At 72.0% G+C, this 25,700-nt stretch carries 25 protein-coding genes; 6 read left to right on the top strand and 19 right to left on the bottom strand.

All coding sequences use genetic code 11. From position 1 onward, the window contains the following. Positions 1–308: 308 nt before the first annotated feature. From ACN27J_RS31810 to rimP, 9 genes are all read right to left on the bottom strand, one after another. Positions 309–527 carry a DUF6186 family protein gene (locus tag ACN27J_RS31810; RefSeq protein WP_421371847.1) on the bottom strand — a complete coding sequence of 73 codons (219 nt, stop codon included), beginning with the start codon at positions 525–527 and terminating at the stop codon, positions 309–311. Continuing rightward, on the bottom strand, positions 524–931 hold the full coding sequence (locus tag ACN27J_RS31805) for a hypothetical protein (RefSeq protein WP_421371846.1): 408 nt from the start codon (positions 929–931) through the stop codon (positions 524–526). The genes ACN27J_RS31810 and ACN27J_RS31805 overlap by 4 nt, the downstream gene beginning before the upstream one ends. Before the next feature lie 121 nt (positions 932–1,052). Beyond that, positions 1,053–2,087, bottom strand: coding sequence for a DHH family phosphoesterase (locus tag ACN27J_RS31800; RefSeq protein WP_421371845.1), 1,035 nt, complete (start codon positions 2,085–2,087; stop codon positions 1,053–1,055). Next, positions 2,084–2,617: a 30S ribosome-binding factor RbfA gene (rbfA, locus tag ACN27J_RS31795; RefSeq protein ID WP_421371844.1), complete on the bottom strand. Its 534-nt coding sequence runs from the start codon at positions 2,615–2,617 to the stop codon at positions 2,084–2,086. The genes ACN27J_RS31800 and rbfA overlap by 4 nt, the downstream gene beginning before the upstream one ends. Before the next feature lie 100 nt (positions 2,618–2,717). Further along, positions 2,718–3,011 carry a DUF503 domain-containing protein gene (locus ACN27J_RS31790; RefSeq protein ID WP_278167956.1) on the bottom strand — a complete coding sequence of 98 codons (294 nt, stop codon included), beginning with the start codon at positions 3,009–3,011 and terminating at the stop codon, positions 2,718–2,720. A gap of 169 nt (positions 3,012–3,180) precedes the next feature. After that, complete coding sequence (gene infB / locus ACN27J_RS31785; RefSeq protein ID WP_421371843.1) at positions 3,181–6,141, bottom strand: translation initiation factor IF-2; 2,961 nt, start codon at positions 6,139–6,141, stop codon at positions 3,181–3,183. A 93-nt stretch (positions 6,142–6,234) separates the two neighbouring features. Continuing rightward, positions 6,235–6,534, bottom strand: coding sequence for a YlxR family protein (locus tag ACN27J_RS31780; protein WP_278174420.1), 300 nt, complete (start codon positions 6,532–6,534; stop codon positions 6,235–6,237). Between the two features lie 42 nt (positions 6,535–6,576). Then, positions 6,577–7,614 carry a transcription termination factor NusA gene (gene nusA / locus ACN27J_RS31775; RefSeq protein WP_278167954.1) on the bottom strand — a complete coding sequence of 346 codons (1,038 nt, stop codon included), beginning with the start codon at positions 7,612–7,614 and terminating at the stop codon, positions 6,577–6,579. Then, complete coding sequence (gene rimP / locus ACN27J_RS31770; RefSeq protein ID WP_421371842.1) at positions 7,611–8,258, bottom strand: ribosome maturation factor RimP; 648 nt, start codon at positions 8,256–8,258, stop codon at positions 7,611–7,613. Before rimP ends, nusA begins: the two co-directional genes overlap by 4 nt. Before the next feature lie 290 nt (positions 8,259–8,548). On the opposite strand from rimP, the gene ACN27J_RS31765 reads away from it, so the two are divergent. The 3 genes from ACN27J_RS31765 (at position 8,549) to ACN27J_RS31755 (ending at position 10,255) form a co-directional block, all read left to right on the top strand. After that, a complete protein-coding gene (locus tag ACN27J_RS31765) occupies positions 8,549–9,157 on the top strand; it encodes a hypothetical protein (protein ID WP_421371841.1) in 609 nt (202 codons plus the stop codon). A 33-nt stretch (positions 9,158–9,190) separates the two neighbouring features. Continuing rightward, positions 9,191–9,604, top strand: a complete 414-nt coding sequence (locus ACN27J_RS31760; protein WP_421371840.1) for a ferritin-like domain-containing protein — start codon at positions 9,191–9,193, stop codon at positions 9,602–9,604. A 123-nt stretch (positions 9,605–9,727) separates the two neighbouring features. Beyond that, positions 9,728–10,255, top strand: a complete 528-nt coding sequence (locus ACN27J_RS31755; RefSeq protein WP_421371839.1) for a PadR family transcriptional regulator — start codon at positions 9,728–9,730, stop codon at positions 10,253–10,255. Here the strand turns inward: ACN27J_RS31755 and map are convergent. Continuing rightward, complete coding sequence (map, locus tag ACN27J_RS31750; RefSeq protein ID WP_278167949.1) at positions 10,242–11,102, bottom strand: type I methionyl aminopeptidase; 861 nt, start codon at positions 11,100–11,102, stop codon at positions 10,242–10,244. The genes ACN27J_RS31755 and map overlap by 14 nt on opposite strands. A gap of 128 nt (positions 11,103–11,230) precedes the next feature. Between map and ACN27J_RS31745 the strand changes: the two genes are divergently transcribed. Beyond that, the gene (locus ACN27J_RS31745) at positions 11,231–11,617 is read left to right on the top strand and encodes an STAS domain-containing protein (RefSeq protein WP_421371838.1); all 387 of its coding nucleotides are present in this window, start codon (positions 11,231–11,233) and stop codon (positions 11,615–11,617) included. On the opposite strand, the gene ACN27J_RS31740 is transcribed toward ACN27J_RS31745, so the two are convergent. Together ACN27J_RS31740 and ACN27J_RS31735 are read right to left on the bottom strand one after the other, a co-directional pair. Further along, the gene (locus ACN27J_RS31740) at positions 11,574–15,278 is read right to left on the bottom strand and encodes a SpoIIE family protein phosphatase (RefSeq protein ID WP_421371837.1); all 3,705 of its coding nucleotides are present in this window, start codon (positions 15,276–15,278) and stop codon (positions 11,574–11,576) included. The genes ACN27J_RS31745 and ACN27J_RS31740 overlap by 44 nt on opposite strands. 159 nt (positions 15,279–15,437) lie before the next feature. Further along, the gene (locus ACN27J_RS31735; RefSeq protein ID WP_421371836.1) at positions 15,438–15,992 is read right to left on the bottom strand and encodes a pyridoxamine 5'-phosphate oxidase family protein; all 555 of its coding nucleotides are present in this window, start codon (positions 15,990–15,992) and stop codon (positions 15,438–15,440) included. 201 nt (positions 15,993–16,193) lie between these two features. Between ACN27J_RS31735 and ACN27J_RS31730 the strand changes: the two genes are divergently transcribed. Both ACN27J_RS31730 and ACN27J_RS31725 read left to right on the top strand, forming a co-directional pair. Then, positions 16,194–17,177, top strand: coding sequence for a hypothetical protein (locus tag ACN27J_RS31730; protein ID WP_421371835.1), 984 nt, complete (start codon positions 16,194–16,196; stop codon positions 17,175–17,177). Between the two features lie 35 nt (positions 17,178–17,212). Next, entirely contained in the window at positions 17,213–17,731 is a 519-nt protein-coding gene (locus ACN27J_RS31725; RefSeq protein WP_421371834.1) for a DUF309 domain-containing protein, read from the top strand. Here the strand turns inward: ACN27J_RS31725 and ACN27J_RS31720 are convergent. From ACN27J_RS31720 to ACN27J_RS31690, 7 genes are all read right to left on the bottom strand, one after another. After that, positions 17,682–19,844: a putative bifunctional diguanylate cyclase/phosphodiesterase gene (locus ACN27J_RS31720; RefSeq protein ID WP_421371833.1), complete on the bottom strand. Its 2,163-nt coding sequence runs from the start codon at positions 19,842–19,844 to the stop codon at positions 17,682–17,684. The genes ACN27J_RS31725 and ACN27J_RS31720 overlap by 50 nt on opposite strands. Positions 19,845–19,846: 2 nt before the next feature. Beyond that, positions 19,847–20,668, bottom strand: coding sequence for an SAM-dependent methyltransferase (locus ACN27J_RS31715; protein WP_421371832.1), 822 nt, complete (start codon positions 20,666–20,668; stop codon positions 19,847–19,849). Positions 20,669–20,854: 186 nt separating this feature from the next. Next, on the bottom strand, positions 20,855–22,060 hold the full coding sequence (gene pcaF, locus ACN27J_RS31710) for a 3-oxoadipyl-CoA thiolase (protein WP_421371831.1): 1,206 nt from the start codon (positions 22,058–22,060) through the stop codon (positions 20,855–20,857). A gap of 29 nt (positions 22,061–22,089) precedes the next feature. Then, the gene (locus tag ACN27J_RS31705) at positions 22,090–22,887 is read right to left on the bottom strand and encodes an ABC transporter ATP-binding protein (protein ID WP_421371829.1); all 798 of its coding nucleotides are present in this window, start codon (positions 22,885–22,887) and stop codon (positions 22,090–22,092) included. A 63-nt stretch (positions 22,888–22,950) separates the two neighbouring features. Beyond that, a complete protein-coding gene (locus tag ACN27J_RS31700; RefSeq protein WP_278167939.1) occupies positions 22,951–23,733 on the bottom strand; it encodes an ABC transporter permease in 783 nt (260 codons plus the stop codon). After that, positions 23,730–24,599 (bottom strand): ABC transporter permease, encoded by an 870-nt coding sequence (locus tag ACN27J_RS31695; protein WP_421371828.1) that lies wholly within the window; start codon positions 24,597–24,599, stop codon positions 23,730–23,732. Before ACN27J_RS31695 ends, ACN27J_RS31700 begins: the two co-directional genes overlap by 4 nt. Further along, positions 24,596–25,558 (bottom strand): ABC transporter substrate-binding protein, encoded by a 963-nt coding sequence (locus tag ACN27J_RS31690; protein ID WP_421371827.1) that lies wholly within the window; start codon positions 25,556–25,558, stop codon positions 24,596–24,598. The genes ACN27J_RS31695 and ACN27J_RS31690 overlap by 4 nt, the downstream gene beginning before the upstream one ends. Positions 25,559–25,700: the final 142 nt, after the last annotated feature.

Here is a 25,700-nt window from a genome sequence, read left to right as displayed (position 1 = left end):
GCGACGACGCGGCCGGCGGCGGCCCACAGACGTTACTGGCGGGTATCCATCGACATCTGCAATGCCCGCCGGGCCTGCTCGCGCGCTTCGTCGGCGGATTCGGGCTTGGGCTTGCTGGGCATGACGCCACGACCTTCCCACAGGTTGACACCGGATTGCCGACGACGACACTTCCGGGATCACCGGGGCCGTGACCAGGCGGACAAGCGGCGGGCAGGTGTGGCCCGCACCACACCCAAGTTATCGTTCAGGTCCACATCCTGCGCACTGTTCCCAGAATGCGAGAGGATTATATTTGGCCACGTCGATCACCGCGCGAAGAAGTGCCACCCGACCCACCACCAGAAACCGAAGACCCCGATCCGACCAACCGGCACCCTGCCCACCTCGTACTGCATCACGTACGCGCAGACGTCACCGAACGTCGGAATCCGCGAGCCCGGCCGCCGGGCGAGCAGCTCCAGCACCCCGAACAGCGCCAGCGCGACGACGAAACCGCCGATCACCGCCGCCCGAACGGCGCTCATCGCCGCACCAGCACCCAGAACGCGGCCAGCCAGCCGAAGTACGCCGCCGACCGGGACACCTGACCGTCCAGCACCGGATCGGCCAGCTTGGAAAAGGTCGGGAAGTCGTCGGTCGAGCCCATCGCGAACGTGGCGCCCTCGACGACGGTGAACATCGCGACCGGCACGATCCACCACACCGCGCCGTCACCGAGTCGACGCGGGGTCGGCCGACGTGGCACCCGGTGTGACAGACCGAACCAGATCAGCGCCCCGCCGGTGCCGATGGTGTACAGGTTCGCCGCCGTCGAGAACGACGGCAACTGCCCGCCCACCAGCGACAGCACGGCAATGACCGGGATCGAGACGACCGGTCGGTCCCAGGCCCGCGGCACCTCCGCAGTGAGCTCAGATGACTGCTCCATCACTCGATTGTCCCTGGTCGGTGACGACGAGTGAAGTGTCTATGCAGGCGGTCGAGGCTCGGTTGGCGGAATCCGGCACCCGTGGACACCGGCCCGCGCCCGGGTCAGCGGTCGGGGTCACTCAGCCAAGCTGGGCGCGGATGGCGGCGATGACCTCGTCGGCACTGCCGGCGCCGGTGAAGCCGGCGGCGAGCCGATGCCCACCGCCGCCGAGCGCCACCGCCACCGCACTCACGTCGACACCGCCCTTGCTGCGCATCGAGACCGCCCAACCGGTCTCGCTCACCTGCTTGAGCACGCAGCTCACGTCCGCCTCGACCGTGCACCGGACCGAATCGATCAACGCCTCAAGCACGTACGGCGGCTGGTCGTAACGTTCCAGATCGGCCAGGGTGGCATGGGTCCAGACAAGACCCTGGCCGCCGGCTGCCGCCGGCTCCAGGACGCTACGTTGCAGCACCGCACCGAAGAGCTGGACCGCCCCGAAGGGTCGGCTGTCGAAGACCCGCCGGGAGACCTCGGCCGGGCTGATGCCGGTGGCCAGCAACCGGGCGGCGAACTGGTGCACCGCCGGGGTGGTCATGTCGAACCGGAACGAACCGGTGTCGGTGATCAGCGCGACGTAGAGACACTCGGCGATCTCCCGGTCCAGCGGTACGCCGAGCCGGCCGAGCAACTGGTCGACCACCACCGAGGTGGCCGCCGCGGTCGGGTCCACGAGATGGATACCGCCGAACCGGGTGTTGGAGGCATGGTGGTCGACCACGATCGCCGTCCGGGCCGTCATCCGATCGGCGAGGGCGTCCAGCCGGGACGCGCTCGCGACGTCGAAGCAGAGCGCCAGATCCGGATCGGCCCACGCCTCGTCCGGCTGGACCAGCAGGTGGGAGCCAGGCATTCCGCGCAGGGACGGCGGCAGCTCCTGATTGCCGGGAAACGCGGCCTGCACCGCGCAGCCGCCGAGCCGGGCCAGGCCCAGCCCGAAGCCGAGCATGCTGCCGAGCGCGTCACCGTCGGGATTGACGTGGCACAGCAGCAGGACCCTCCCGCCGGGCGGGACCGCACGGACTGCGGCGACCGCGGCCGCCCACTCGTCCCCGGTCGGCCCGGTCGCCTGGTCGGCGACCGGGCCGACCGGGGACGGAACGCTGATCATCGAGGTCGCCCGTCCGAATGGGGCTGGCCGGACCCGGCTGCCTCGGCGGTCGCCGCGCCCTTCGGGGCCCCCTCCGCCGGGTCCTCGTCGTCCGCTGCGTCCTCGTCGTCGTCCGACTCGGCCCGGTACGGCTGGGCGTCACCGGCGTACTCGGCGTTCGCTGCCAACCGTTGCACCTCGGCGTCGGCGCTGCGGGCGGCGGCGAGCAGATCGTCGATGTGCTTGGCGTGCTCCTGCACGTTGTCGAGGACGAAGGTGAGCGTCGGTGAGTGGCGCAGCCCGAGCGCCTTGCCGACCGTGCTGCGCAGCAGCCCGTTCGCGCTGTCCAACGCCGCCTTGGTGCCGGCCTGGGCGGCGGCGTCACCGAGGACCGTGTAGAAGACCGTCGCGTCGCGCAGATCAGCGGTGATCCGCGCGTCGGTGATGGTGATCATGCCGAGTCTGGGGTCCTTGATCTGGGTACGTACCACCGAAGCCACCAGCTCGCGCACGCGCTCCGCGTGCCTGCGCACCCGCGCCGGGTCCGTCATCTCTACCTCCGCGGTGTCCGGTCAACGTGTCGACCCTACCTGTGCGCCGTACGCCGGACCGGTCGGTGCGCCTGCGTGCCGGACCGGTCGGTGTCGTAGATCAGTCGTCGGCACCGTAGAGCCGGCGCCGGACGGAGAGCAGCTCGATCTCGGGCCGACCGGCCACCGTCCGTTCGCAGTTGTCCAGCACTTCACGTACGTGCGCCGCGTCGGCCGCGACCACGGCCACCGCGATCTCCGCCCGGCCGTGCCGGTCGAGCGCGCCGACCTCGGCGGCGGAGACCTCGAAGCGACGCAGCGCGGCGACGATCGGGCGTACGTAGGAGCGTTTCGCCTTCAGCGACTGGGAGTCGCCCGGCAGCAGCATGTCGAAGGTGGCAGTTCCGGTGAACATCGTCCCGAAGGATACGCGGTGACCGGCGGACTCGACCGGCACCCGACGCCGACCGGCCGGCGGCACCCGACCGACAGGCGGCACCGACGCCGACAGGCGGCCGGCAACCGGTGAGCTGCACCGGTCGCGGACCGCCTGTCGGCGTACTGCGAGCCCTACGCCGCGCGGATCAGGTACGTACCTTCTCCCGCATCTCGAAGGTCTCGATGATGTCGCCCACCTGGATGTTGTTGTAGTTCCCCAGGGTCAGACCGCATTCGAAGCCCTCCCGGACCTCAGTCGCGTCGTCCTTGAAGCGCTTGAGCGAGCTGATGGTGACGTTGTCCGCCACCACCGCGCCGTCGCGCAGCAACCGGGCCTTGGCGTTGCGTCGGATGATGCCCGAACGGACCATACAGCCGGCGATGTTGCCGATCTTGGACGAACGGAACACGTCGCGGATCTCCGCGCTGCCCAGCTCGACCTCCTCGAACTCCGGCTTGAGCAGGCCCTTGAGCGCCGCGTCGATCTCCTCGATGGCCTGGTAGATGACGGTGTAGTACCGGATCTCCACGCCTTCGCGGTCGGCGATCTCCCGGACCTTGTTGGAGGCCCGGACGTTGAAGCCGATGATCGTTGCCGCCTCGGCGGACGCGCTCGCGAGCATCACATTGCTCTCGGTGATCGCACCCACACCCCGGTCCAGGATCCGCAGCTGGACCTCGTCCGGGATGTCGAGCTTGAACAGCGCGTCCTCCAACGCCTCGACCGAGCCGGAGACATCGCCCTTGAGGATCAGGTTGAGCGAGGTCTTCTCGCCCTCCTTGATCTGCTCCATGAGCGTCTCCAGGGTGGCCCGGCCGCGGGAGTTGGCGAAGCTCGCCGCCCGCCGTCGGGCCTGCCGCTGCTCGGCGATCTGCCGCACCGTCCGGTCGTCCTGCGCGGCGAGGAAGGTGTCGCCGGCGCTGGGCACCGCGGTGAGGCCGAGCACCAGCACCGGTCGGGCCGGACCCGCCTCGGCGACCTGCTTGCCGTTCTCGTCGAGCATGGCCCGGACCCGGCCGTGCGCGCCGCCCGCCACGATCGAGTCGCCGGTACGCAGGGTGCCCTTCTGCACCAGTACGGTCGCCACCGCGCCCCGGCCCTTGTCCAGGTGCGCCTCGATCGCGATGCCCTGCGCCGGGCCGTCGACCGGAGCGGTGAGCTCGAGCGCCGCGTCGGCGGTCAGCAGCACCGCCTCCAGCAGCTGATCGATGCCGGTGCCGGGCTTGGCCGCCACGTTGACGAACATGGTCTCGCCGCCGTACTCCTCGGCGACCAGACCGTACTCGGTCAACTGCTGACGAACCTTGTCCGGGTTGGCCTCCGGCTTGTCGATCTTGTTGACCGCGACCACGATCGGCACGTCGGCCGCCTTGGCGTGGTTCAGCGCCTCGATGGTCTGCGGCATGACTCCGTCGTCAGCCGCGACCACCAGCACCACGATGTCGGTGACCTGCGCACCACGGGCACGCATGGCGGTGAACGCCTCGTGACCCGGGGTGTCGATGAAGGTCAACGCGCGGTCCACCCCGTCGTGCGGCACGTGCACCTGGTAGGCACCGATGTGCTGGGTGATGCCGCCGGCCTCGCCCTCGACCAGGTTGGTCTGCCGGATCGCGTCGAGCAGCTTGGTCTTACCGTGGTCGACGTGACCCATCACGGTCACCACCGGCGGTCGGGTGACCAACCGGTCGGAGTCCACCTCGGCGTCGAGGTCGATGTTGAACTGCGCGAGCAGTTCGCGGTCCTCGTCCTCCGGGCTGACGATCTGCACGTTGAATCCGAGGTGCTCACCCAGCAGCTGCAGCGTCTCGTCCGAGCAGGACTGGGTGGCGGTGACCATCTCGCCCAGGTTGAACATCTCCTGGACCAGCGACCCCGGATTAGCGTTGATCTTGTCAGCGAAGTCCGACAGCGACGCCCCACGCGACAGCCGTACCGCCTGGCCCTGGCCACGCGGCGCACCGGAACTCATCGTCGGCGCGGAGAGGTTGTCGAATTCCTGTCTGCGCTGCTTCTTGGACTTGCGGCCCCTGGTCGGACGGCCTCCCGGCCGGCCGAAGGCACCTGCGGTGCCGCCACCACGGCCACGACCGCCGCCACCGGGCCGACCGCCGCCACCGGCAGGGGCACCACCACGGAAGCCGCCGCCGCCACCGGGGCCGCCACGGTAACCGCCGCCGCCACCGCCGCCGCCACCGGGGCCGCCACGGTAACCGCCGCCACCGCCGCCGCCGGGGCCGCCACGGTAACCGCCGCCACCGCCGCCGCCACGGCCGCCACCGGGACCGCCGGGGCGACCGGCGCCACCGGGACCACCCGGGCGACCCGGGCGTTGCGACGGCATCGAGGCCGGACTCGGCCGCGGGGGCATCGACGCCGGACTCGGCCGCGGGGGCATCGACGCCGGGTTGGGCCGCTGCCCGCCACCGGCGGCGGGTCGTTGCCCGCCACCCTGGCTGATGCCGAACGGATTGTTGCCGCCCCGCGCCGGCGGGCGGGCACCCGGCCGACCGGGTGCCCCAGGCGACGGCGCACCGGGCGTCGGCGGCCGACCACCGGCCGAGCGACCGGCTGCCGGGCTACCCGGACGCGGCGGCACCGACCCCGGCCCGGGCTTGGGTCGGGGACCGCCGTCCGCCGGGGGCTCCCGCCGGCCGGTGTCCCGCTGCTTCGCCGCCTGCTGGGCGGCCTTGACGTTGGCCTCCTGCTCGGCCTTGAGCGCTGCCGCCCGCGCTTCGGCGGCGGCCACCTCGATGTCGTGCGCACTCGCTGGCTTGGCCACCGGGGCCGCCGACGGCGGCGGACCGGGCACCGGGGCCTTGGGGCGCATCGACGACGGCGCCGCCGGCCGGCGCGGTGGCGCCGGCTTGGCGGAGACTCTCGGCTCGGTGCTGTTCGTCGGCGACGCGGCCGGTCGGGCCGGTGCCGACGGCGACGACTGGGAAGCCGCCGCGAACGCACCACGGAGGCGTCGGGCGACGGGTGCTTCCACCGTGCTCGACGCGGATTTCACGAACTCGCCCATCTCCTTGAGCTTGGCGAGAACGGTCTTGCTTTCGACCCCGAGCTCTTTGGCGAGCTCGTGTACGCGGGCCTTGCCTGCCACTGCACTCCTCACTCCGAGGTCGTGCGGGCAGCACCCGCAGCGACCTCACTCGTGCACTAGAAGCCTGCTCATTGCTGGGACTTCATCGTGTGCTCATGTCGGTCGTCCTACCTTGCTGTGCGACCCTCGTCCGGCCGGATGACCGGACGTAGCGGTTGACGTGCTGATGTACTCGGCCAGCTCGCCGGTGTCGACGACACCGGACACTCGCAGCGCCCGCCCGAAGGCGCGACGCCGCTGCGCCAGCTCCAGACATGCCGGATCGGGATGCAGGTGCGCACCCCGCCCCGGCAGACCACGGATCGGATCAGGTCGCAGGCGCGACACGTCCTCGCCTCCAACTACGACAACCCGTAGCAGCTCGTGAACCGGTGCACGTCGTCGGCAGCCCACACAGGTGCGCACCGGCAACGCACGTCGTACCACGAGAAAAGTCTACCCCGACGCGCCAGAGACCGCGCCGCCCGGTTCCGGGGCCGGATCCCGACCGGCGGAACCGGCCTCGGTGTCCGGCCGGATGTCGATCCGCCAGCCGGTCAGTCGGGCAGCAAGCCGGGCATTCTGCCCTTCCCTGCCGATGGCCAGCGAGAGCTGGAAGTCCGGGACCGTCACCCGGGCGGTACGGGTAGCCGCGTCGACCACCTCGACCCGCAACGCCTTCGCCGGCGACAGCGCGTTGCCCACGAAGGCGGCCGGGTCGTCGGACCAGTCGATGATGTCGATCTTCTCGCCGTGCAGTTCGCTCATCACCGCCCGCACCCGCTGGCCCATCGGACCGATGCAGGCGCCCTTGGCGTTGACCCCGGAAGCGGTCGACCGTACCGCGATCTTGGTCCGGTGGCCCGCTTCCCGGGCGATCGCCGCGATCTCCACGGTGCCGTCGGCGATCTCCGGGACCTCCAGCGCGAACAGCCGCTTGACCAGATTTGGGTGGGACCGGGACAGGGTGATCTGCGGCCCTCGGAACCCTTTGGCCACGTGCACCACCACGCACCGGATCCGCTGGCCGTGCGGGTAGGTCTCGCCCGGCACCTGCTCGGCGGCCGGCAGCACCGCCTCCAACTTGCCCAGGTCGACGGTGACGATCCCCTTTTCGGTACGTGCCTCATGGGCCTGGATCACCCCGGTAACGAGGTCACCGTCGCGCCCGGCGTACTCCCCGAAGTGAACTTCGTCGGTCGCTTCCCGCAACCGCTGCAGAATCACCTGTTTGGCAGTCATCGCGGCGATCCGCCCGAAATCATGCGGTGTGTCGTCCCACTCGCGCAGCACCGCGCCCTCGGCGTCGAGATCCTGGGCGTAGACCAGCGCCATCCCGCTGCGCCGGTCGATCTCGACCCGGGCATGGGTCTGCGCACCCTCGGTGTGCCGGTACGCGGTCAGCAGCGCGGCCTCGATCGCCGCGAGAATCGTGTCGAACGGGATCTCCCGCTCGCGCTCCAGTGCGCGCAGCGCCGCGAGGTCGATGTTCACCTCTCCTCGTCCTCCACTTCGTCGTCGTCGGACGGGTCGTCGACATCCGCCGGGTCGTCGTCGACGACCTCGTCGAGGCGGTTGAACTCCACCTGGACCCGCCCGGGGCCGAGGTCGTCGTAGGGCCACCGCTGGACGCCACCGTCGACGTCCAACTGCACCGATTCGTCGTCGGCGGTGACGATCCGGCCGGTCACCTGGCGCTGGGCCGCGGTCACCCGCACCAGCCGGCCGGCGTTGCGGCGCCAGTGCCGGGGCAACCGCAGCGGCCGGTCCACGCCGGGCGAGCTGACCTCGAGCTGGTACTCGCCGGCGATCAGCTCCGTACCGGCCGCCGACTCGGCCTCGTCCAGGGCCGCCGAGACCGCACGGGACACCTCGGCCACCGAGTCGAGCCCGACACCGCCGTCGGCGTCGACGATCACCCGGACCAGGTGTCGACGACCCACCCGGGAGACCGAGACGTCCTCCAGATCGAAGCCGGCCGCCCGGACCACCGGCTCGACGATCGCCCGCAACTGGTCGCGCCGGGCCGCAGCTGCGACCTGGGGCCGTTGGGCGCCGTCCGGACGGGGCCGTGGGGTGGCGGCCCGGCGGGCGCGGGAACCGGGTGACCTGCCACCGGCACGGTCACGCTGTGTCATCTCCGCACCCTTCCACCGTTATCTTCTTCGTTGGCCGCTCGAGGCGACACCAGCAGTGCCGTCGGATGTTACTCCGACGCGACTGGGCAGAGCGTAACGCGCGGCCGAGGCGATCGACCCCCCGGCGCACCGAGGGAAACCGGACACCCGACCGCAAGCCGACACGGGTAGCCACCGGGACAGCAACGACCACACTGAGTCGCTACTGCAGGACTTTCCGGATAGGCTCTCGCGGACCGATCCCCGGGAGGCGCGGACCGATTGCGGCGCCGATGGTGTTGACTGGTCCGGTGTTCGCGAACCAACCAGGCCGGCGGGCGATCGGCAGGACCGCGTACCCGGCCACCTCCCCGGCCGGCCGCTGCAGCCGACGTGGAGTGCTCCGGGGTGCCGTCGGTGCCACCGTCGCCGTCGCCGTCCCGGCCGGGCTGGCCGGATGCGGCCTGCTCGGCGGTGAGCCGGAGCCCGCACCGGAGCCGGATCCACTCGCCGGCCTGCTCGCCGCCACGCTGGACCTGGTAGGTCGCTACGACGCCGCGATGACCACCACAGCCGAGCTCGGCCCGCTGCTGACCCCGGTCGTCGCCACCCACCGGACGCACGCCGAGGAGCTCAGCCAGCTGACCGGGATCGCCCTACCCGGCCCGACGACGACCGCCGACCCGGGCGGCCAGCCCAGCGCTCCGGGCTCCGCCGTACCGTCGGGCACGGCCACACCGGGGACCGGCACCTCGGCCCCGCCAGTCGACCGGGCCGCCGCACTCACCGCGTTGCGGTCCGCAGAGGAGGCCGCCGCAGCCGAGGCCGCCGCAGCGTGCCACACCGCCGCAGCCGACCGGGCCGCGCTACTGGGCTCGATCGCCGCGGCCCGCGCCTGTCACCTCGAGGTGCTCCGATAAACGTGGACCACCGAATCAGAAGGAGCGCCGACCGTGGCTGACGGATGGGAGCAGGCACTCACCGCCGAGTACGCGGCGATCTTCGCCTACGGCGTGCTCGGGGTCCATCTCGACGGCGACGCCGCTGCCCGGGCACGCGACGCCGAGGCCGCCCACCGGGACCGGCGCGACCAGCTGATCCTGCGGGTCGGTGCCGCCGCGCCGCCGGTCGAACCGGCCTATCAACTGCCGTTCCCGGTCACCGACGCGACCAGCGCCCTGCGGCTGGCCGCCGAGGTCGAGGAGCGGGCCGCCGCCGTCTGGCGGGCGGTGCTGCCGGTCACCTCCGGCGCGGACCGCGAGGCGGCGCTCACCGTCCTGATCGAGTACGCGGTCCGCGCGACCCGCTGGCGACAGGCGGCCGGCGTCACACCGGCTGTGCCGACCTGGCCGGGCCGGCCCGGCTGAGCGTGACCTGGCCAGTCCATCCCGGCGCAAGCGCGACCGGGCCGGGCCGGCGCAAGCGTGACCGGAACCGCGATTCATGATCCCGGTTGCCGCCCACCTACCCGGTATGCATACTCAGCTGGCATGTCGATCCGCCACGGACTGCTCGCGCTGCTCGACCGGGGCCCGATGCACGGGTACCAGCTCCGGGCGGCCTTCGAGGAGACCACCGGTGGGGCGTGGCCGCTCAACATCGGACAGGTGTACACCACGCTCGCCAGGCTGCAACGCGACGGGCTGGTGCGTGCGCTGGCGGGCAACTCGGCCGGGCAGCGACCGTTCGCCATCACCGCCGCCGGCCGGGACGCGCTGGCCGCCTGGTTCAGCAGCCCGGTCGGCCGCGTCGGCCAAGGCCGCGACGAACTGACGGTGAAGATCGCCCTCGCGCTGAGCACGCCAGGGGCGGACGTACGCGGGGTGGTCGCGACGCAACGGGCGGCAACCCTGGACGCGGTACGGGAGTTGACCCGTGCCAGAGCGAGGTCCGCCGACGTCGACCGCGTCGGCCGGCTGGTGCTCGACGCGGTGCTGTTCCGGGCGGAGGCGGAGATCCGCTGGCTCGACCACTGTGAGACCAGTCTGCTGGGCCCCGGTCCGGTCAGGGCAGGGTAAGGATCTCGAAGCCGTCCTCGGTGACCACGATCGTGTGCTCGAACTGGGCGGTCCACCGGCGGTCCTTGGTGACCACCGTCCAGCCGTCCCGCCACATGTCGTACTCGTGCGTGCCGAGCGTGATCATCGGCTCGACGGTGAACGTCATCCCCGGCTCCATCACGTCCGTGGGTCGTGGACTGTCGTAGTGCGGGACGTACAGCCCGCTGTGGAACGCCTCGCCGATGCCGTGGCCGGTGAAGTCGCGTACCACGCCGTAGCCGAACCGCCGGGCGTAGGACTCGATCACCCGGCCGATCACGTTGATCTGCCGCCCCGGGGCCACCGCCCGGATGCCCCGCATCATCGCCTCGTGGGTCCGCTCGACCAGCAACTGGGCCTCCTGCGAGACCTCACCGACGCAGAAGGTCGCGTCGGTGTCGCCGTGCACCCCGCCGATGTAGGCAGTCACGTCGACGTTGACGATGTCGCCGTCGGCCAGCACCGTGGAGTCGGGGATGCCGTGGCAGACGACCTCGTTGAGGCTGGTGCAGCAGGATTTGGGGAACCCCTTGTAGCCCAGGGTCGACGGGTAGGCGCCGTTGTCACAGAGGAAGTCGTGCACCACCGCGTCGATCTCGTCGGTGGTGACCCCCGGTTTGCAGTGCTCACCGGCGAGCTGCACGGCCCGGGCGGCGAGCCGACCCGCCACCCGCATCCGCTCGATGGTGTCCGGGGACTGGACGTGCGAGCCGCGCCAGGGCGCGGGCTGCTTGCGACCGACGTACTCCGGCCGGGTGATGTGCGCCGGCACCGGCCGCCACGGTGAGATCTTTCCAGGGGTCAGCGGAGCGCGGACGGAGGTCATGCGTCCAGCCTAGCGCCGTCGGTGCCGACCCGACCGGCCGGCGACCGGGCCGCCACCCACACGCTGAGCAGTCGACCGTTTACCGCCGAATCTTGCTGGATCCGCACAGTTGTGCCATCTTAACGTTCGTGGATCAGCAGGGTCCGGAGCAGCTCTTCTCCGTCACCAGTGACCTGGACGGTGACCACCTGACCGTCACTGTCAACGGCGAGGTGGACATGGCCACCGCCGAGCACATGTACCAGGCCGCGATCCACGAGGACGCCGGCAAGGTGACCCTCGATCTGCGTACGGTCTCGTTCTTCGATTCGGCGGCCATCCACGCGCTGCTCCAGCTCACCGACCGCTACCCGCAGGCGCTGACGGTGCTGCCGTCCCGGCAGGTCCGCCGGGTCCTGGACATCTCCGGCCTCGGCGGGCAGCCGTGGCTGGCCGCCGAGGCGATCCGGGCCGGCAGCCCGGCCCGGATGATCAGGCCGGATCCGGTCGGGGAGCCAGTCGACGGCGCAACGTGACCTCGCTGCCCTGCCCGTCCCGGTCGATCCGCAGTTCGGCCAGGGCGGCGATCAACGCCAGTCCCCGACCTCGAAACCCGGTGTCGGAGGCCTCCCGCCAACCGCCGCTGTCCCGCACGCTCGCGACCAGGTCGTCCCCGTCGATACCGACCTCCAGCCAGATGTCCGGCCGCGCGGGGGTGACCGGGTGCTCGATCGCGTTGGCCGCCGCCTCGGAGATCGCCACGGTCAGATCGAACTGGTCGGTGTCGCCGATCCGGTGCGCGGCAAAGAAGTCCGCCAGCCGTCGACGCAGCAGCGCCAGTGCCCGCGCCTGCGCCGGCAGCCGCATCCTGAGACGGTCCAGGTCGGTCGCTTCCAGCACCAGCACCGCGACGTCGTCACGACGGGGCCGGCGGGCCACCCGGCGCAGCAGCCGGTCGGCGAGCTCCTCGACGTGGTCACCGCCGGCTCTGGCGTCGGCCCGGACCTGGTCCAGACCGGCGTCGATGCCCACGGTGCGGTCCTCGATCAGCCCGTCCGTGTAGCAGATCAGTCGGCTGCCGACGTCGAGCCGGTCGGTCGACGTGTCGTAGCGGCTGCCCCGGATCGCCCCGATCGGTGGGCCGAGCGCCCGGTCGTGCAGCAGCCCCACCGTTGCGCCGTCGGCCACCACCGGTGGCGGATGGCCGGCGCTGGCGTAGCGCAGCACACCGCTCGACGGTTCGAACCACAGGCAGACCACGGTGGCGAGGGAGCGCCGGCCCATCGTCGTGACCAGCCGGTTCAGCCGGGTGAGGGCGTCACCGGGCGAGAACCCCTCCAGAAGGTACGCCCGCAGCGCGTTGCGCAGCTGGCCCATGGTGGCCGCCGCGTTCACACCTTTGCCGACCACGTCGCCGATCACCAGGACCAGCCGGCCACCGCCGACCTCCACCACGTCGTACCAGTCGCCGCCGACCTCTGCCTCGGCGTTGCCGGGCAGGTAGCGGCTGGCGATCAGCGCGCCGGGCACCCGGGGCAGCGTCTGGGGCAGCAGGCTGTGCTGCAGGGTGCTGGCGATGCGGTGTTCCGCCTCGTACAGCCGGGCGTTGCCCAGTCGTAGCCCGACCATCCGGGCGAATTCCGCCAGCGCCGCCTCGTCGGTGTCCGGATCGGCGCCGGCGCCGTCGAAGGGCCAGACCGACAACTCGCCCAGCCGTTCCCCGTCGGCACCGATGAACGGGGTGACCGTCGCCGGGTCGGCGGAGGGCTGGCCGCCACCGTCCGCCTCGTAGCGGGCACCCGGGGCGGTGGCGACCACCTTCGACGCCCGGACCAGCTGCTGGATGTGCTCGACCGCGACCCGCAGCACCTCGCTGGTGGTCTGCGCGGTGTTGACCGCGACGGCTGCGTCGGCGAGCGCCCGCAGCTGGTGGATGATCCGGCCGCGCAGCTGACCCAGTTCGACGTTGGCCCGCACCCTGGCGACGAGTTCCTGCGCCGCGAACGGCTTGACCAGGTAGTCGTCGGCACCGGCGGACAGGCCCTGCACGGCGGCCTCGGGCCCGGCCCGGGCGGAGAGCACGACGATCGGCACATGCCGGGTCCGCCGGTCCGCACGCAACGCCGTTACCAGGCCGAAACCATCCAGTTCCGGCATCATCACGTCGGTCAGGATCAGATCGAAGGGGGTACGGGTGGCGAGGGCCAGCGCCGCGGCACCGTCGGCCGCAGCGACCACCTGCCAGTGCGGTGCCAGCAACCGGGTCACGTGGTCCCGCAGGTCGGCGTTGTCGTCGGCCACCAGGACCCGCCCGACGGGCTGGTCGACCCGTGGCTGCTCGATCACCTCCCGCGCCGGCCCGACGCTCCACCGCTGCGTCTCGGCCAGGTACAGCTGTCTGGTGTCGCCGACCTTGTCGCGCCCGGCCGGGCGTTCAGGGTCCTCGCCGGCCGGCGGGGTCGGCCCGGTGCCGACCGGGATCTCGACCGTGAAGACACTGCCCTGACCGGGTTCGCTGCGGACCGTGACGGTCCCGCCGTGCAGTTGGACGAGTTCACGGACCAGCGCCAGCCCGATCCCGGTGCCTTCGTGGCTGCGGGCCCGGGTGCCGGCTACCCGGTGAAACCGTTCGAACAGGTGCGGCAGGTCAGCGGCGGGAATACCGACCCCGGTGTCGGCGACGGTGAGCTCGACCGACGTGTCGAGCGCCCGCAACCGCACGGTGATGGTGCCGTCGAAGGTGAACTTCACCGCGTTGGACAGCAGGTTCAGGACGATCTTCTCCCACAGATCCGGGTCCACCTGCACGGTCCCGGGCAGCGTTGGGCAATGCACGACCAGGTCCAGCCCGGCCCGCTGGGCAGCCGACCGAAACGTGCTGGCCAGCCGGTTCGTCAAGTCGGCCAGGTCGACCGGCTGCAGCGCCGCCCGGGCCCGACCGGATTCCAGCCGGGAGAAGTCCAGCACGGTGTTGACCAGCTTGAGCAGGCGCAGGGCATTGCGGTGCATCATCTCGGTTCGCTCGCGATGTGGCACCGGCAGGTCCACGTCGGCGAGTTGGTCCTCGATCGGGCCGAGCAGCAACGTCAGCGGGGTCCGGAACTCGTGACTGACGTTGGCGAAGAAGTCGGTCTTGGCCTGGTCGATCACGGCGAGCTCGGCGGCCCGGGCCCGCTCGTGCAGATAGGCCCGCTGGCTGGTCACCGCACTGGAGATCTGGGTGGTTAGCAGGTCGAAGAAGTCTCGGTAGTCACTGGTGAACGGCAGGTGCCGGCTGCGGCCGAGGACGAGGGCACCGACCGGTTCGGTCGCCGCGCTGATCGGCAGGACGAGCACCTCCAGCGCCGCCGTGTCCGGTGGTACGGCGACGAAGTCCGCCGCCCGGGCGGTCTGCGCGGCACCGCTGTGCAAGGCGTCCAGCAGCGCCGACGGGGCGTCGCCCGGGCTCGGCTGCGTCGGCGCGGTGACGGTCTGCGCCGCGACGCCGGTGCAGCCGGCCAGCCGTGCGGAGTCCGCGTCCGATCCGAGGTAGAGCAGGGCGAACGGGATGTCGCCGCGGCAGGTGTCGAGCACCTCCAGTACGCCACGGCGCAGGTCGGCCTGGCTCTGCAGGTCGGACAACCGGCTGCCCAGCCCGGCCAGGGTGCGAATCCGGCGCTCGCCGAGCACCCGTCCGGTGGTCTCGCTGACGATGCAGAAGATGCCCCCGACGCTGCCGTCCTCGACCCACAGCGGGTCGTAGGAGACGTCGAAGTAGGTCTGCTCGAGGAAGCCGTGCCGTTCGAGCAGGAACGGATGGTCGGTGCCACGGTAGGAGGTTCCGCTCTCGACCACCCCGGCGAACAGCGGCTCCAGCACGTCCCACAGCTCCGACCAGTGCTCGGCGGCGGGTTCGCCCAGGGCGGCCGGATGCTTCGCGCCGATGGTGGGCAGGTAGGCGTCGTTGTAGAAGGCACGCAGCTGCGGCCCCCAGTAGAGCACGATCTGGGCCTGCGACGAGAGCATCATGCCGACCGCCTGGCACAGACTGGCCGGCCAACCGTCCAGCGCGCCGAGTGGGCTGCTGCTCCAGTCGCGGTCGCGGATCAGCCGGTTGGTCTCGCCGGCCCGGTCGAGGGCGGCGGCAAGCAAGGCGGGGACGGCCGGTCGAGGAGCCGGCACCGGCGGCGGGCCGACCGGTCGCTCACCCTCTGTCATCGCTGGTCACCCTCGCTCGTCGAACCATCACCCGACCACCGCCACCGCGTCCACCTGCGGAGTCCGCCACGCCCGCCGGCCGGGCCGGGCCCGGTGGTGCGGCGTGGGTCGCCTCCTACCCCGGCGCCGCACGAACGTAACGTGTGGTCGACTGGGCGGTCAGGAGAAGGCGGGCAGATCGTCGATGCTGGCCGCGTTGCGGGTCGCCCGGTACTCGGCGAGGTCCTCGGCGGTCCGCCGGGAGTGCGCCCGGACCAGCAGGTCGCGATCCCCGCGATAGTCCATCAGCGGGACGCCGTACCCGCAGGAGTCACTGACCCGCTGCACGTCGACGACGATCACCGCTCGCACCCCGTGCTGATCGGGCGCGTCGCCGAAGGCACCGGCCAGCGCGGCGAAGCGCCGGTCGTCGACGGGCACCACCGTGCCGACGCCGTGCAACCGGACGACCAGGGGCGGACCGTCGAAGGCGCAGAACATCACCGTGATGCGGCCGTTGTCCCGCAGATGTGCCACGGTTTCGACACCGCTGCCGTGGTAGTCGAGGTACCCGACCTGATGCTCACCGAACACCACGAACGCGCCCCGCATCCCCTTGGGCGACACGTTGACGTGCCCGTCCCCACCGGAGGGCGCGGTGGCCACGAAGAACATCGGTTGGGCTTCGATGAATTCGCGCAGACGACCGTCGATCCCGGCGTGCAGTCTGCCCATGCCACCAATCGTCGCACGTCGGAATCGGCCGTTGACCTGGAGTGTGCTCGAGGCGATGGCGCACCGCCGATGGCTGGAGGCGGTCCGGCGCGGTCTGTCACCGGACCGCCCGGCCGGGACGTCATGCCGGGTACGGGCGCCGAACCGGCGCCGGCGGACATGGCCAGCGGCACCGGAGAGGCGGTCACCGTGGCAGGTGAGATGAGGCGACTGCTGGAACAGGAGCTGGCCGCGCGGCCGGCCCCACCAATCGGGGATCTGGTCACCGAGTCGGTGCGCCTGGGGCGGCGGCGCCGCCGCAACCGACGGGCCGCCGGCGTCGGGATCGCCGCCGCCCTGGCGACGGGTGCCGTCCTGCTGGGTCCGACGGTGGTGGGGGGCGGGCTGCCGGTGCCGGGCGATGGACCGCCCGACGTCGGTGCGCCGGGCGTCGGTCAACCGGCGGCGCCGGCCGGATCGGTCACCCCCGACGCGAAACTGGCCGGGGCGACGAGCATCGCACCTGTGTCGCCGGCCACCGGCGAGCCGACGGTCCGGTCCGGATGTGACATCAACGGCGGCACGGCCACGGTGACCGCACTGCCGGCCGCGCCCACCGAGGTGGCCAACTGTCCGGTCGCTGTGTGGGACCTCGACATCCCGCCGGTCGCCATCGGCGACACCGCACCGGTCACCGCGGAGGGTGCGCTGGAACTGCTCACCCGGCTGCTGCCGGCCGGCCGAATCAGCGGGTACGCCAAGGGCGACCCGGCCGGGTCGGCTGGCGTGGCCGTGCAGCTCCAACTGGACCGGGGAGACGGCCCCCTGCTGATCCGGTTCTCGTTGTCGGCCGACCAGTTGCCGGACGACGTGCTGGCGGCGGGCTGCGCCGCCGGCCAGATCTGCTACCCACTGGCCAACGGCGGCACGGTGATTTTCGATGATGTCTCCGACGCCTGCCTCGGTGGCCGCTCGGTGCGGTACCACCGAGCCGACGGCACCCTGATCCGGCTGGATCTGGCCCGATGCCGCGGTGGCCCGGCCCGGAGCACTGCGCTACCGACGGCGTTGACCGGCCAGGAGGCCCTCGCCGTCGTCCTCGATCCGCGCTGGGGTGGCCGGCTGCCAGCGGACCTGGTACGCGAAGGCGCCGTCAGATTCGGCGAACTGCCCGTGGCCGAACACCCGCTGACCGGCACCCGCTGACCGGCCGGCCCCGTCGCCCGCACTACTGTTGACCGATGGCCCGTCCGTCGCCAGGTGACCACCGTCCAAAGCGGGACCGTGACCCAGCGGGTCGGCCACGCAACGCCCGGCCGCGCGACGAGCTGGGTCGGCCGTTGCCGCCGGGCGCGTCGGGCGTACCGACCATGCCCGACGACCTGGCGCTCACCCCGCACGACGCGCTCGACGAGGCGCAGCGGCTGCTCGACGCCGGCCGGCCGTTCCACGCCCACGAGGTGCTGGAGTCGGCCTGGAAGGCGGCGCCGCCGGTGGAGCGTGAGTTCTGGCGCGGGCTGGCCCAGTTGGCGGTCGGGCTCACCCACGCGCGGCGGGGCAACCTGGCCGGTGCGGCGCGGCTGCTGGCCAGGGCCGCGGACCGGATCGCGCCGTACGCCGGGCAGCGGCCGTACGGCGTACCCGTGCCGGATCTGGTGCGGTTCGGCCGGGAGACGGCCGACCGGCTCGCCCACGACGCAGCCGTCGACCTCACGGTCCGGTTACGGTCCGGTCCGGGCCACGCGACAACCGCTCGGTGATCTCCCCGGCCGGCACCGGACGGCCGAAATGCCAGCCCTGGGCCTGGTCGCAGCCGAGTGCCACCAGCCGGTCCGCCTGTTCGCCGGTCTCCACCGCCTCGGCGGTGACCGTCAGGTTGAGCGCGTGAGCCAGCCGGACCAGCGCGTCGACGATCCGCTCGTCGCGGTCGCCCTCCGGACCGGCCACCCGCATCCCTTCCACGAAGGGACCGGCGAGTTTCAGCACGTGGATCGGCATCCGCCGCAGGTAGGCGAGGTTGGAGTAGCCGGTACCGAAGTCGTCGATGGCCAACCGGACACCGAGCCCGGCCAGCCGGCGCAGTGCCGGCAGCGGCTCGCCGCCGGTGGCCATCACCGCGCTCTCGGTCAGCTCCAGCTGCAGCAGCTCCGGTGGCAGACCGGTCCGGGTGAGTACCCCGGCCACCTCCCCGACGAGCTGCGGGTCGCTGACCTGGCGGGCGGAGATGTTGACGCTGACCACGATCGGAGCCTGCGGGTGCTCGGCCCGCCACCGGCTGGCCTGCCGGCACGCCTGTTCCAGCACCCACCGGCCGAGCCGGACGATCAGCCCGGTCTCCTCGGCGAGGGCGACGAACCGGTCCGGCCCGAGCCGGCCGAGCTGCGGATGCTGCCAACGGACCAGCGCCTCGACGGCGGACACCGTCCGGTCGGACAGCCGGGTGATCGGCTGGTACTCGACGACGAACTCGCCACGGTCCAGCGCGGCCGGCAGCGCGGCGGCGAGCGCCGAGCGGGTGACGTCGCGCGCGCCGCGTACCGGATCGAAGACCGCCCACCGGCCCCGTCCGTCGGCCTTGGCCCAGTACAGCGTCGTGTCGGCGGCCTTCATCACCTCGGTGGGGGTGGTGCCGGCCGTCGGCGACGCGACGACGCCGATGCTCGCCGACACGGTCAGCTGATGCCCGTCGACCTGGGCCGGGGCGGCCAGCGCGGCCAGGGCGGCCTGGGCGACACCGACCAGTTGCGGCGTGCCGGTGCAGCGGGTCACCAGGATCACGAACTCGTCGCCGCCCATCCGGGCAACCAGGTGCCCGGAGTCGGCGGCGCTGTCGGCGAGCCGCCGCGCCACCACGGCGAGCAGTTGGTCGCCGACGTCGTGGCCGAGCCCGTCGTTGATCGACTTGAAGCCGTCGAGATCCAGGAAGCAGACGCCGACCTGACCGTCCGGGTCGGCCAGCGCCAGGGCGAGCCGGTCGAAGAAGAGCACCCGGTTGGGCAGCCCGGTCAGCGGGTCGTGCTCGGCCTGGAAACGCAGCCGCTCCTGCAGCTCGTACCGGTCGGTGATGTCCTCGACCATCGCGACGGTGAACCGGGGTCGGCCGTCGTCGTGCCGGATCAGCGACACCGCGAGGTCCGTCCAGATCGGTGCGCCGTCCTTGCGGTAGTAGCGCTTCTCCACCCGGGCGCGGTCGTGCTTGCCCTCGATGAGTTCAAGGTAGAACTGGTACATGCCGGGCGCGTCGTCCGGGTGGAACAGCTGCCCGACGTTGATCTCCCGCAGTTCCGCGATGGTGTAGCCGAGCATGTCGGCGAACGCCTGGTTGACGTCGATGATCCGCCCGTCGAGGTCGGCCAGCCCGATGCCGATCGCCGCGCCGGTGAATACCGCCCGGAACCGGACCTCGCTGTCCCGCAACGCCTGCTCGGCAGCGTCCCGGGCGGACCAGGCCGCCTGCCGGATGCTGGACTGCTGCGCGAAGGTCCGGTTACGCAGCGCCCCGGCGTACCCCTCGGCGAGCGCGCCCTGCAGGTGGCTGATCCGTTCCCGGGCCGGTGCCGACGTCGCCAGCTGCGGCAGCACCAGCGGCAGGAAGTCATCGCCGAGGGCCTGGACGGTCCAGCCCAGCACGGCCGGTTCGGTCAGGTGGCCCTCCACCAGCCAGCGCCCGACGTCCCGGCCGGCCTGGCCGTCGAACGTCCCGGCCAGCACCGCCGCGGCCAGCCGCAGCGTGTGCCCGTGCAGGATGTCGGCGGTCTCGGCAAAGCTCAGCGGCAGATAGCCGAGCCCGGCGGCGGCCGCCGCCCAGTTCCGGGCGAAGCGTCGCACACCCTCGGGATCGGCACCGCCATCGCCCGTCTCGGACGTCGCCATGGTCAGACTGCGGCGGCGTCCAGGCGGGCGACGCCGCCGAATGCGCCGAACCGCTCCGGGTGCGCGTCCACGTCGGCGTCCGGGTCCGGCCGCCACAGTGGCAGATGGACCACTCCCGGGTCGACGATGGCGAAGTCACCGAACATCGCGGTCACCTCGGCTCGCGAGCGCAACGTGATCTCGGTGTCGGTCCGGGCCGACAACCGCTGCGCAGCCAGCACTTCCGGCGGCTGGTCCTCGTAGGTGGCGTGGGAGATCACCAGGTAGCTGCCGACCGCCGCGGCCGACCTCAGCCGCCGCAGTACGCCCTGCGGATCGTCGGCGTCAGGCACGAAGTGCGCCACCCCGGCGAGCAGGATGCCGACCGGCCGGGCGAAGTCGATCAGACCGGTCGCGGCGGCCCGCGCGCAGATCGCCTCCGGTTCGCGCAGATCGGCCTGCAGGACCGCGGCCCGCTCGACTTCAGCCAGAATGCTCCGACTGTGCGCCACGGCCACCGGGTCGATGTCCACGTAGACCACGGTGGCCGCAGGGTTGACCGCGTGGGCCACCTCGTGGACGTTGCCCACCGTCGGGATGCCGGAGCCGATGTCCAGGAACTGGTCGACGCCGTCGGCGAGCAGCGCCCGCACCGCCCGACGCAGGAACGCCCGACCGGCCCGCATGGTCTCCGCCAGGTGCGGCGTCATCGCGGCGATCTGCTCGGCGAGTTGACGGTCCACGTCGAAGTTGTGGGCCCCGCCGAGGAAGTAGTCGTAGACCCGCGCGGCGCTGGGGCGACTCAGGTCTACTCCGGCCGGGACTCCACTGGCCTGCTCCGCCATCCTGCCTCCAGCTCGTTCGCGACGTCCGCGTCGGCCCTGGCGTGACGGGCGGGGTCGGCACGGGCACCAGCCGTCCGCACCGGGCGCCGGCCCATGCTAACGCCACGACGGTGGAATGTGCACCGTTGGCAGGTTCACGACATTGTCCTAATCCGGCCCGACACCCGCCCACCGGATCGGGCTCGGTCAGCGGGCCGACTCGAGCAGCAGCGAGATGCCCTGCCCGACCCCGATGCACATCGTGCACAGCGCCCGGTCGGCGTCGCGGACCCCGAGCTCCAGCGCGGCGGTCAGCGCCAGCCGCGCCCCGCTGGCCCCGAGCGGGTGCCCGAGGGCGATCGCCCCGCCGTTCGGGTTGACGTGCTCCGCCTCGGCCGGCAGGCCCAGCTCCCGCAGCACCGCCACCGCCTGCGCGGCGAACGCCTCGTTGAGCTCCACGACGTCCACCTCGGACAGCTCGACGCCCAGCCGACCGAGCAACCGGCGGGTGGCCGGTACCGGCCCGATGCCCATCACCCGGGGCTCGACGCCAGCGGTGGCCGCGCCGGCCACCCGGGCCAGCGGGGTGAGACCGTACCGCCGGACGGCCGCGTCACTGGCCACCAGCAGCGCGACCGCGCCGTCGTTGACCCCGGAGGAGTTGCCGGCGGTCACCGTGCCGCCGGAGCGGAACGGAGTCGGCAGGGCGGCCAGCTTCTCCAGCGACGTCTGCCGGGGGTGTTCGTCGACCGAAACGGTCACCGTGCCCTTACGGCCCTGCGGCACCTCGATCGGCACGATCTCGGTGGCCAACCGGCCGCTCGCCTGGGCCTGGGCGGCCCGCTGCTGGGACCGCAGCGCGAAGGCGTCCTGCGCAGCCCGGTCCACGCCGTACTCGGCGGCCACGTTCTCCGCAGTCTCCGGCATCGAGTCGGTGCCCCAGCCGGCCCGCATCAGCGGGTTGACCAGCCGCCAGCCGATGGTGGTGTCGTGGATCTCCGCGGTGCGCGCGTACGCCGTGGCCGCCTTCGGCAGCACGAACGGCGCCCGGCTCATGCTCTCCACCCCGCCGGCGACGACCAGGTCCGCCTCGCCGGCGACCACCGAGCGGGCGGCGATCGCCACCGCGTCCAGCCCGGAACCGCAGAGCCGGTTCACCGTGGTGCCGCTGGTCCGGGTCGGCAGGCCGGCCAGCAGCGCCGCCATCCGGGCCACGTTGCGGTTGTCCTCGCCGGCCTGGTTGGCGCAGCCGAGCACCACGTCGTCGACGGCGTCCCAGTCGACCGAAGGGTGCCGGGCGACGAGTTCGCGGATCACGTGGGCGGCCAGGTCGTCCGGACGCACCGGGGCGAGCGCCCCGGCGTAGCGGCCGAACGCCGTGCGCACCCCGGCGACGAGATAGGCGACGGGCATCTCGGTCCTCCTCGGAAGGGCGGAAAGGGTCAGGGCCGGCCGGCCTGGGCGGGCGGTCGCTGCCCCCGCTTGGCCGCCTGGATCTGCTCGTAGACGTGCCCGCGCAGCTGGGTGAAGCGCGGCTCGGCGCGGGTGTGCAGTTGGTCGCGGGTGTCCGGCAGGTCGATCCGCAGGCTTTCCTGCACCACGGTCGGCGACGAGGACAGGATCAGCACCCGCTGCCCCAGGTAGACTGCCTCGTCGATGTCGTGCGTGACGAACAGGATGGTCACCCCGAGCCGCTGCCACAGCTGGCGGATCAGGTCCTCCAGGTCCGCGCGGGTCTGGGCGTCGACCGCCGCGAACGGCTCGTCCATCAACAGCACATCCGGCTGGTACGCGACCGCGCGGGCGATCGCCACCCGCTGCTGCATGCCGCCGGACAGCTGCCACGGGTAGGCGTTGTGGGTGTCGGCCAGACCGACGGCGGCGAGCGCCTCGTCGACCAGTTCCCGGCGCTTGCCCCGGGCGATGCGCTTCTGCCGCAGCGGCAGTTCGACGTTGTCCCGCACGCTCATCCACGGGAACAGGCTGCGCCCGTACTCCTGGAAGACGACCGCCATGCCGGGCGGCGGCCCGGTGATCGCCCTGCCGCGCAGCCGGACCTCGCCGGAGGTCGGCGGCAGCAGCCCGGCCATGCATTTGAGCAGGGTGGTCTTGCCGCAGCCGGAGGGCCCGACCAGGCAGACCAGGTCGCCGTCGTCGATGGTGAAGGTGAGGTCGCGCACCGCCTCGACCTGGCGTTGCCGCCCGTCGTAGACCTTGCGCAGGCCCTGGACATCGAGCATGGGCTCGTTACCTCTCTATCGTTTCCGGCGCGGCCGCACCGGACGGCCGCGCCGGGCAGCGGGTCATGAGCTGCGCTGCGCCTGGCGCAGGCCGTGGTACCAGGCCAGCGCCCGCATCTCGACGAAACGGAAGAGCACCGACAGGGCGAAGCCGAGCAGGCCGAGCAGCAGGATGCCGGTCCACATCTGCGGGATCGCGAAGGTGCGCTGGAACTGCACGATGGTGAACCCGAGACCGTTGCTGGCCGCGAACATCTCGCTGATCACCATCAGGATGATGCCGATCGACAGGGCCTGGCGCATGCCGGCGGCGATCTGCGGGCTGGCCGCCGGCAGCACCAGGTGCCGCAGCCGGGCCGGGCCGGTCAGGCCGTAGGAGCGGGCCGTGTCGGAGAGCACCTCGTCGGTGGCGCGCACGCCCTCGACGGTGTTGAGCAGGATCGGCCAGACGCAGCCGGCGGCGATCACCACGATCTTCATGGTGTTCTCGATGCCGGCGAAGAGCATGATGATCGGTACCAGCACCGGCGGCGGGATGGCCCGGAAGAACTCCAGCACCGGCTCCAACGTGGCCCGCACGGTGCGGATGCTGCCGACCAGGACGCCGAGCGCGACGCCGACGAGCACCGCCACCGCGTAGCCGGCGGCCAGCCGCAGCAGGCTGGGCAGTACGTCGGCCCGCAGGCGCTCGACGGTCCAGGTCTCGGCGAAGGTGCCGAGGATCTTGCTCAGCGGGGGCGCGTAGAAGCTGGTGCTGCCGGCGCTGCTGAACCACCAGACGGCGAGCAGCACGGCCGGCAGCGCGACGACCAGCCCGGCCCGCTTCAGCACCCCGGCCGCCCTCACACGATCACCTCGCCGCGCATCGACTGGTGCCAGGACAGTGCCCGCCGCTCGACCGCCCGGGCGATCAGGTTGATCCCGACGCCGAGCAGTCCGGTGACCACCACCAGGGCGTACATCAGGTCGACGGCGCCGGAGGTCTGGGCGACCGCGATCCGGTTGCCCAGCCCGGGTGCGCCGATGACCAGCTCCGCGGTGATCGCCAGCACCAGGGCGACCGCGGCGGCGAGCCGCACACCGGTCATCACGTACGGCAACGAGGTCGGCCAGATGACGTGGCGAATCCGGGCCCACCGGCCGAGGCCGTAGCTGCGGGCGGTCTCGTCAGCGACCGGGTCGACGTCCTGTACGCCGTACAGGACCTGGACCAGCACCTGCCAGAACGCGGCGTAGACGACCAGCAGCAGGGTGGATTCCAGCCCGGTGCCGTAGAGCAGCACGGCGAGCGGGATCAGCGCGACCGACGGGATCGGCCGCAGGAACTCGATGGTCGAGGCGGTGACCGCGCGCAGCGCCGGCACCGAGCCGATGAGCACGCCGAGCACGATGCCGGCGGTGACCGCGACGGCCAGGCCGATCGCCCAGCCGGTCAGTGTGTCGCCGAGCGCCGACCAGAAGGCACCGTCGCCGAGCAGCTCGACCAGGGCGGCGAGAATCTCGGTGGCCGGCGGCAGGTAGCGCGACGAGACGAGCGGGGTCGACGGGAGGATCTGCACCAGGACCAGCAGGCCGACCAGGCCGGCGACGCCGAGCAGCGCTGTCGGTGGCCGGCGACGCCGGGTGGGTGCGGCCCGGTGGCTTGGCGCTGACGTGCCCCGGTCGGGGCCGGCTCCGCCGGCCCCGACCGGGGTGTTGTCGACCGCTGTCACGGCAGCAGCGCGTCCAGATCGGGCTCGGACTCGAAGACGCCGTCGGCGAGGCCGAGCTCGGCGACCCGCTCGATCGACGCCCGGTTGATCTCAGCCGGCCACAACGGCAGCGTCATCGCGTCCAGGATCGCCTGGTCGATGTCGGTGTAGCTGCGCAGCACGGTGCGCACCTCGTCGGGGTGCGCGTTGGCGTAGGACAGCGACTCGGCCATCGCCTCCTGGAACCGCTCGACCAGCTCGGGGTTCTCCTGGGCGAGCTTGGTGCTGGTGAAGTAGACCGCGACGGTCAGGTTCGGGGCGGTGTCGACGAAGTTCCAGGCGACGACCCGGCCACCGGCGTCCTTGGCGATGGCGAGCGACGGCTCGACCATCCAGGCGGCGTCGACGTCACCGTTCTCGACGGCGGCCGGCATCTGCGGGAACGCCATCTCGACGAACTCGATGTCGTCCGGGTTGCCGCCGGCCTTGCGCACCGACTCGCGGACGCTGGTGTCGCCGATGTTCTTCAGCGTGTTCACCGCGACCTTCTTGCCGGCCAGGTCGGCGGCGGTCTGGATCGGGCTGTCCTCGCGGACCACCACGCCGCCGAAGTCGGCGTCGGGGTTGCCGGTCGAGGCAACGCCGTTGGCGACGATCTGCACCGGCACGTCACGGGTCTGCGCGGTGAGCAGGGAGGTCACGTTGCTGAAGCCGAACTGGAACTGCTCGCTGACCACGCCGGGGACGATCGCGGCACCACCTTGACCGCTCTCCATCGTCAGGTTGATGCCGCGCTTGGCGAAGAAGCCTTTCTCCTCACCGAGGTAGATCGGTGCGACGTCGACGATCGGGATGATGCCGACGGTGACGTCGGTGACGTCGTCGGTGCCGCCGGCCTCGTCGGTGGACGAGTCGGAACCACAGGCGGCGGTGACCAGCAGCGCGGTAGCCAGGGTGAGGGCGACGAGGGGCCGTCGCATGGGACCTCCAGGGGATGGGTTCGAGGTTGAGTCGGTCAGGGGTGTTCGCTGACCGAACGGTGGTTCTTATGATGAACGTACGGCCCGACGAGGGCCCGCGTCAATGTCACATATCGGAAAACTCCCTGCCAATCCGGCAGGT

The organism is Solwaraspora sp. WMMB762 (assembly GCF_049179115.1).
In the GTDB taxonomy this organism is placed as follows: domain Bacteria; phylum Actinomycetota; class Actinomycetes; order Mycobacteriales; family Micromonosporaceae; genus Micromonospora_E.
The sequence above is the reverse complement of the archived record's forward strand: the minus strand, read 5'-3'. Positions and strand labels throughout refer to the sequence as shown.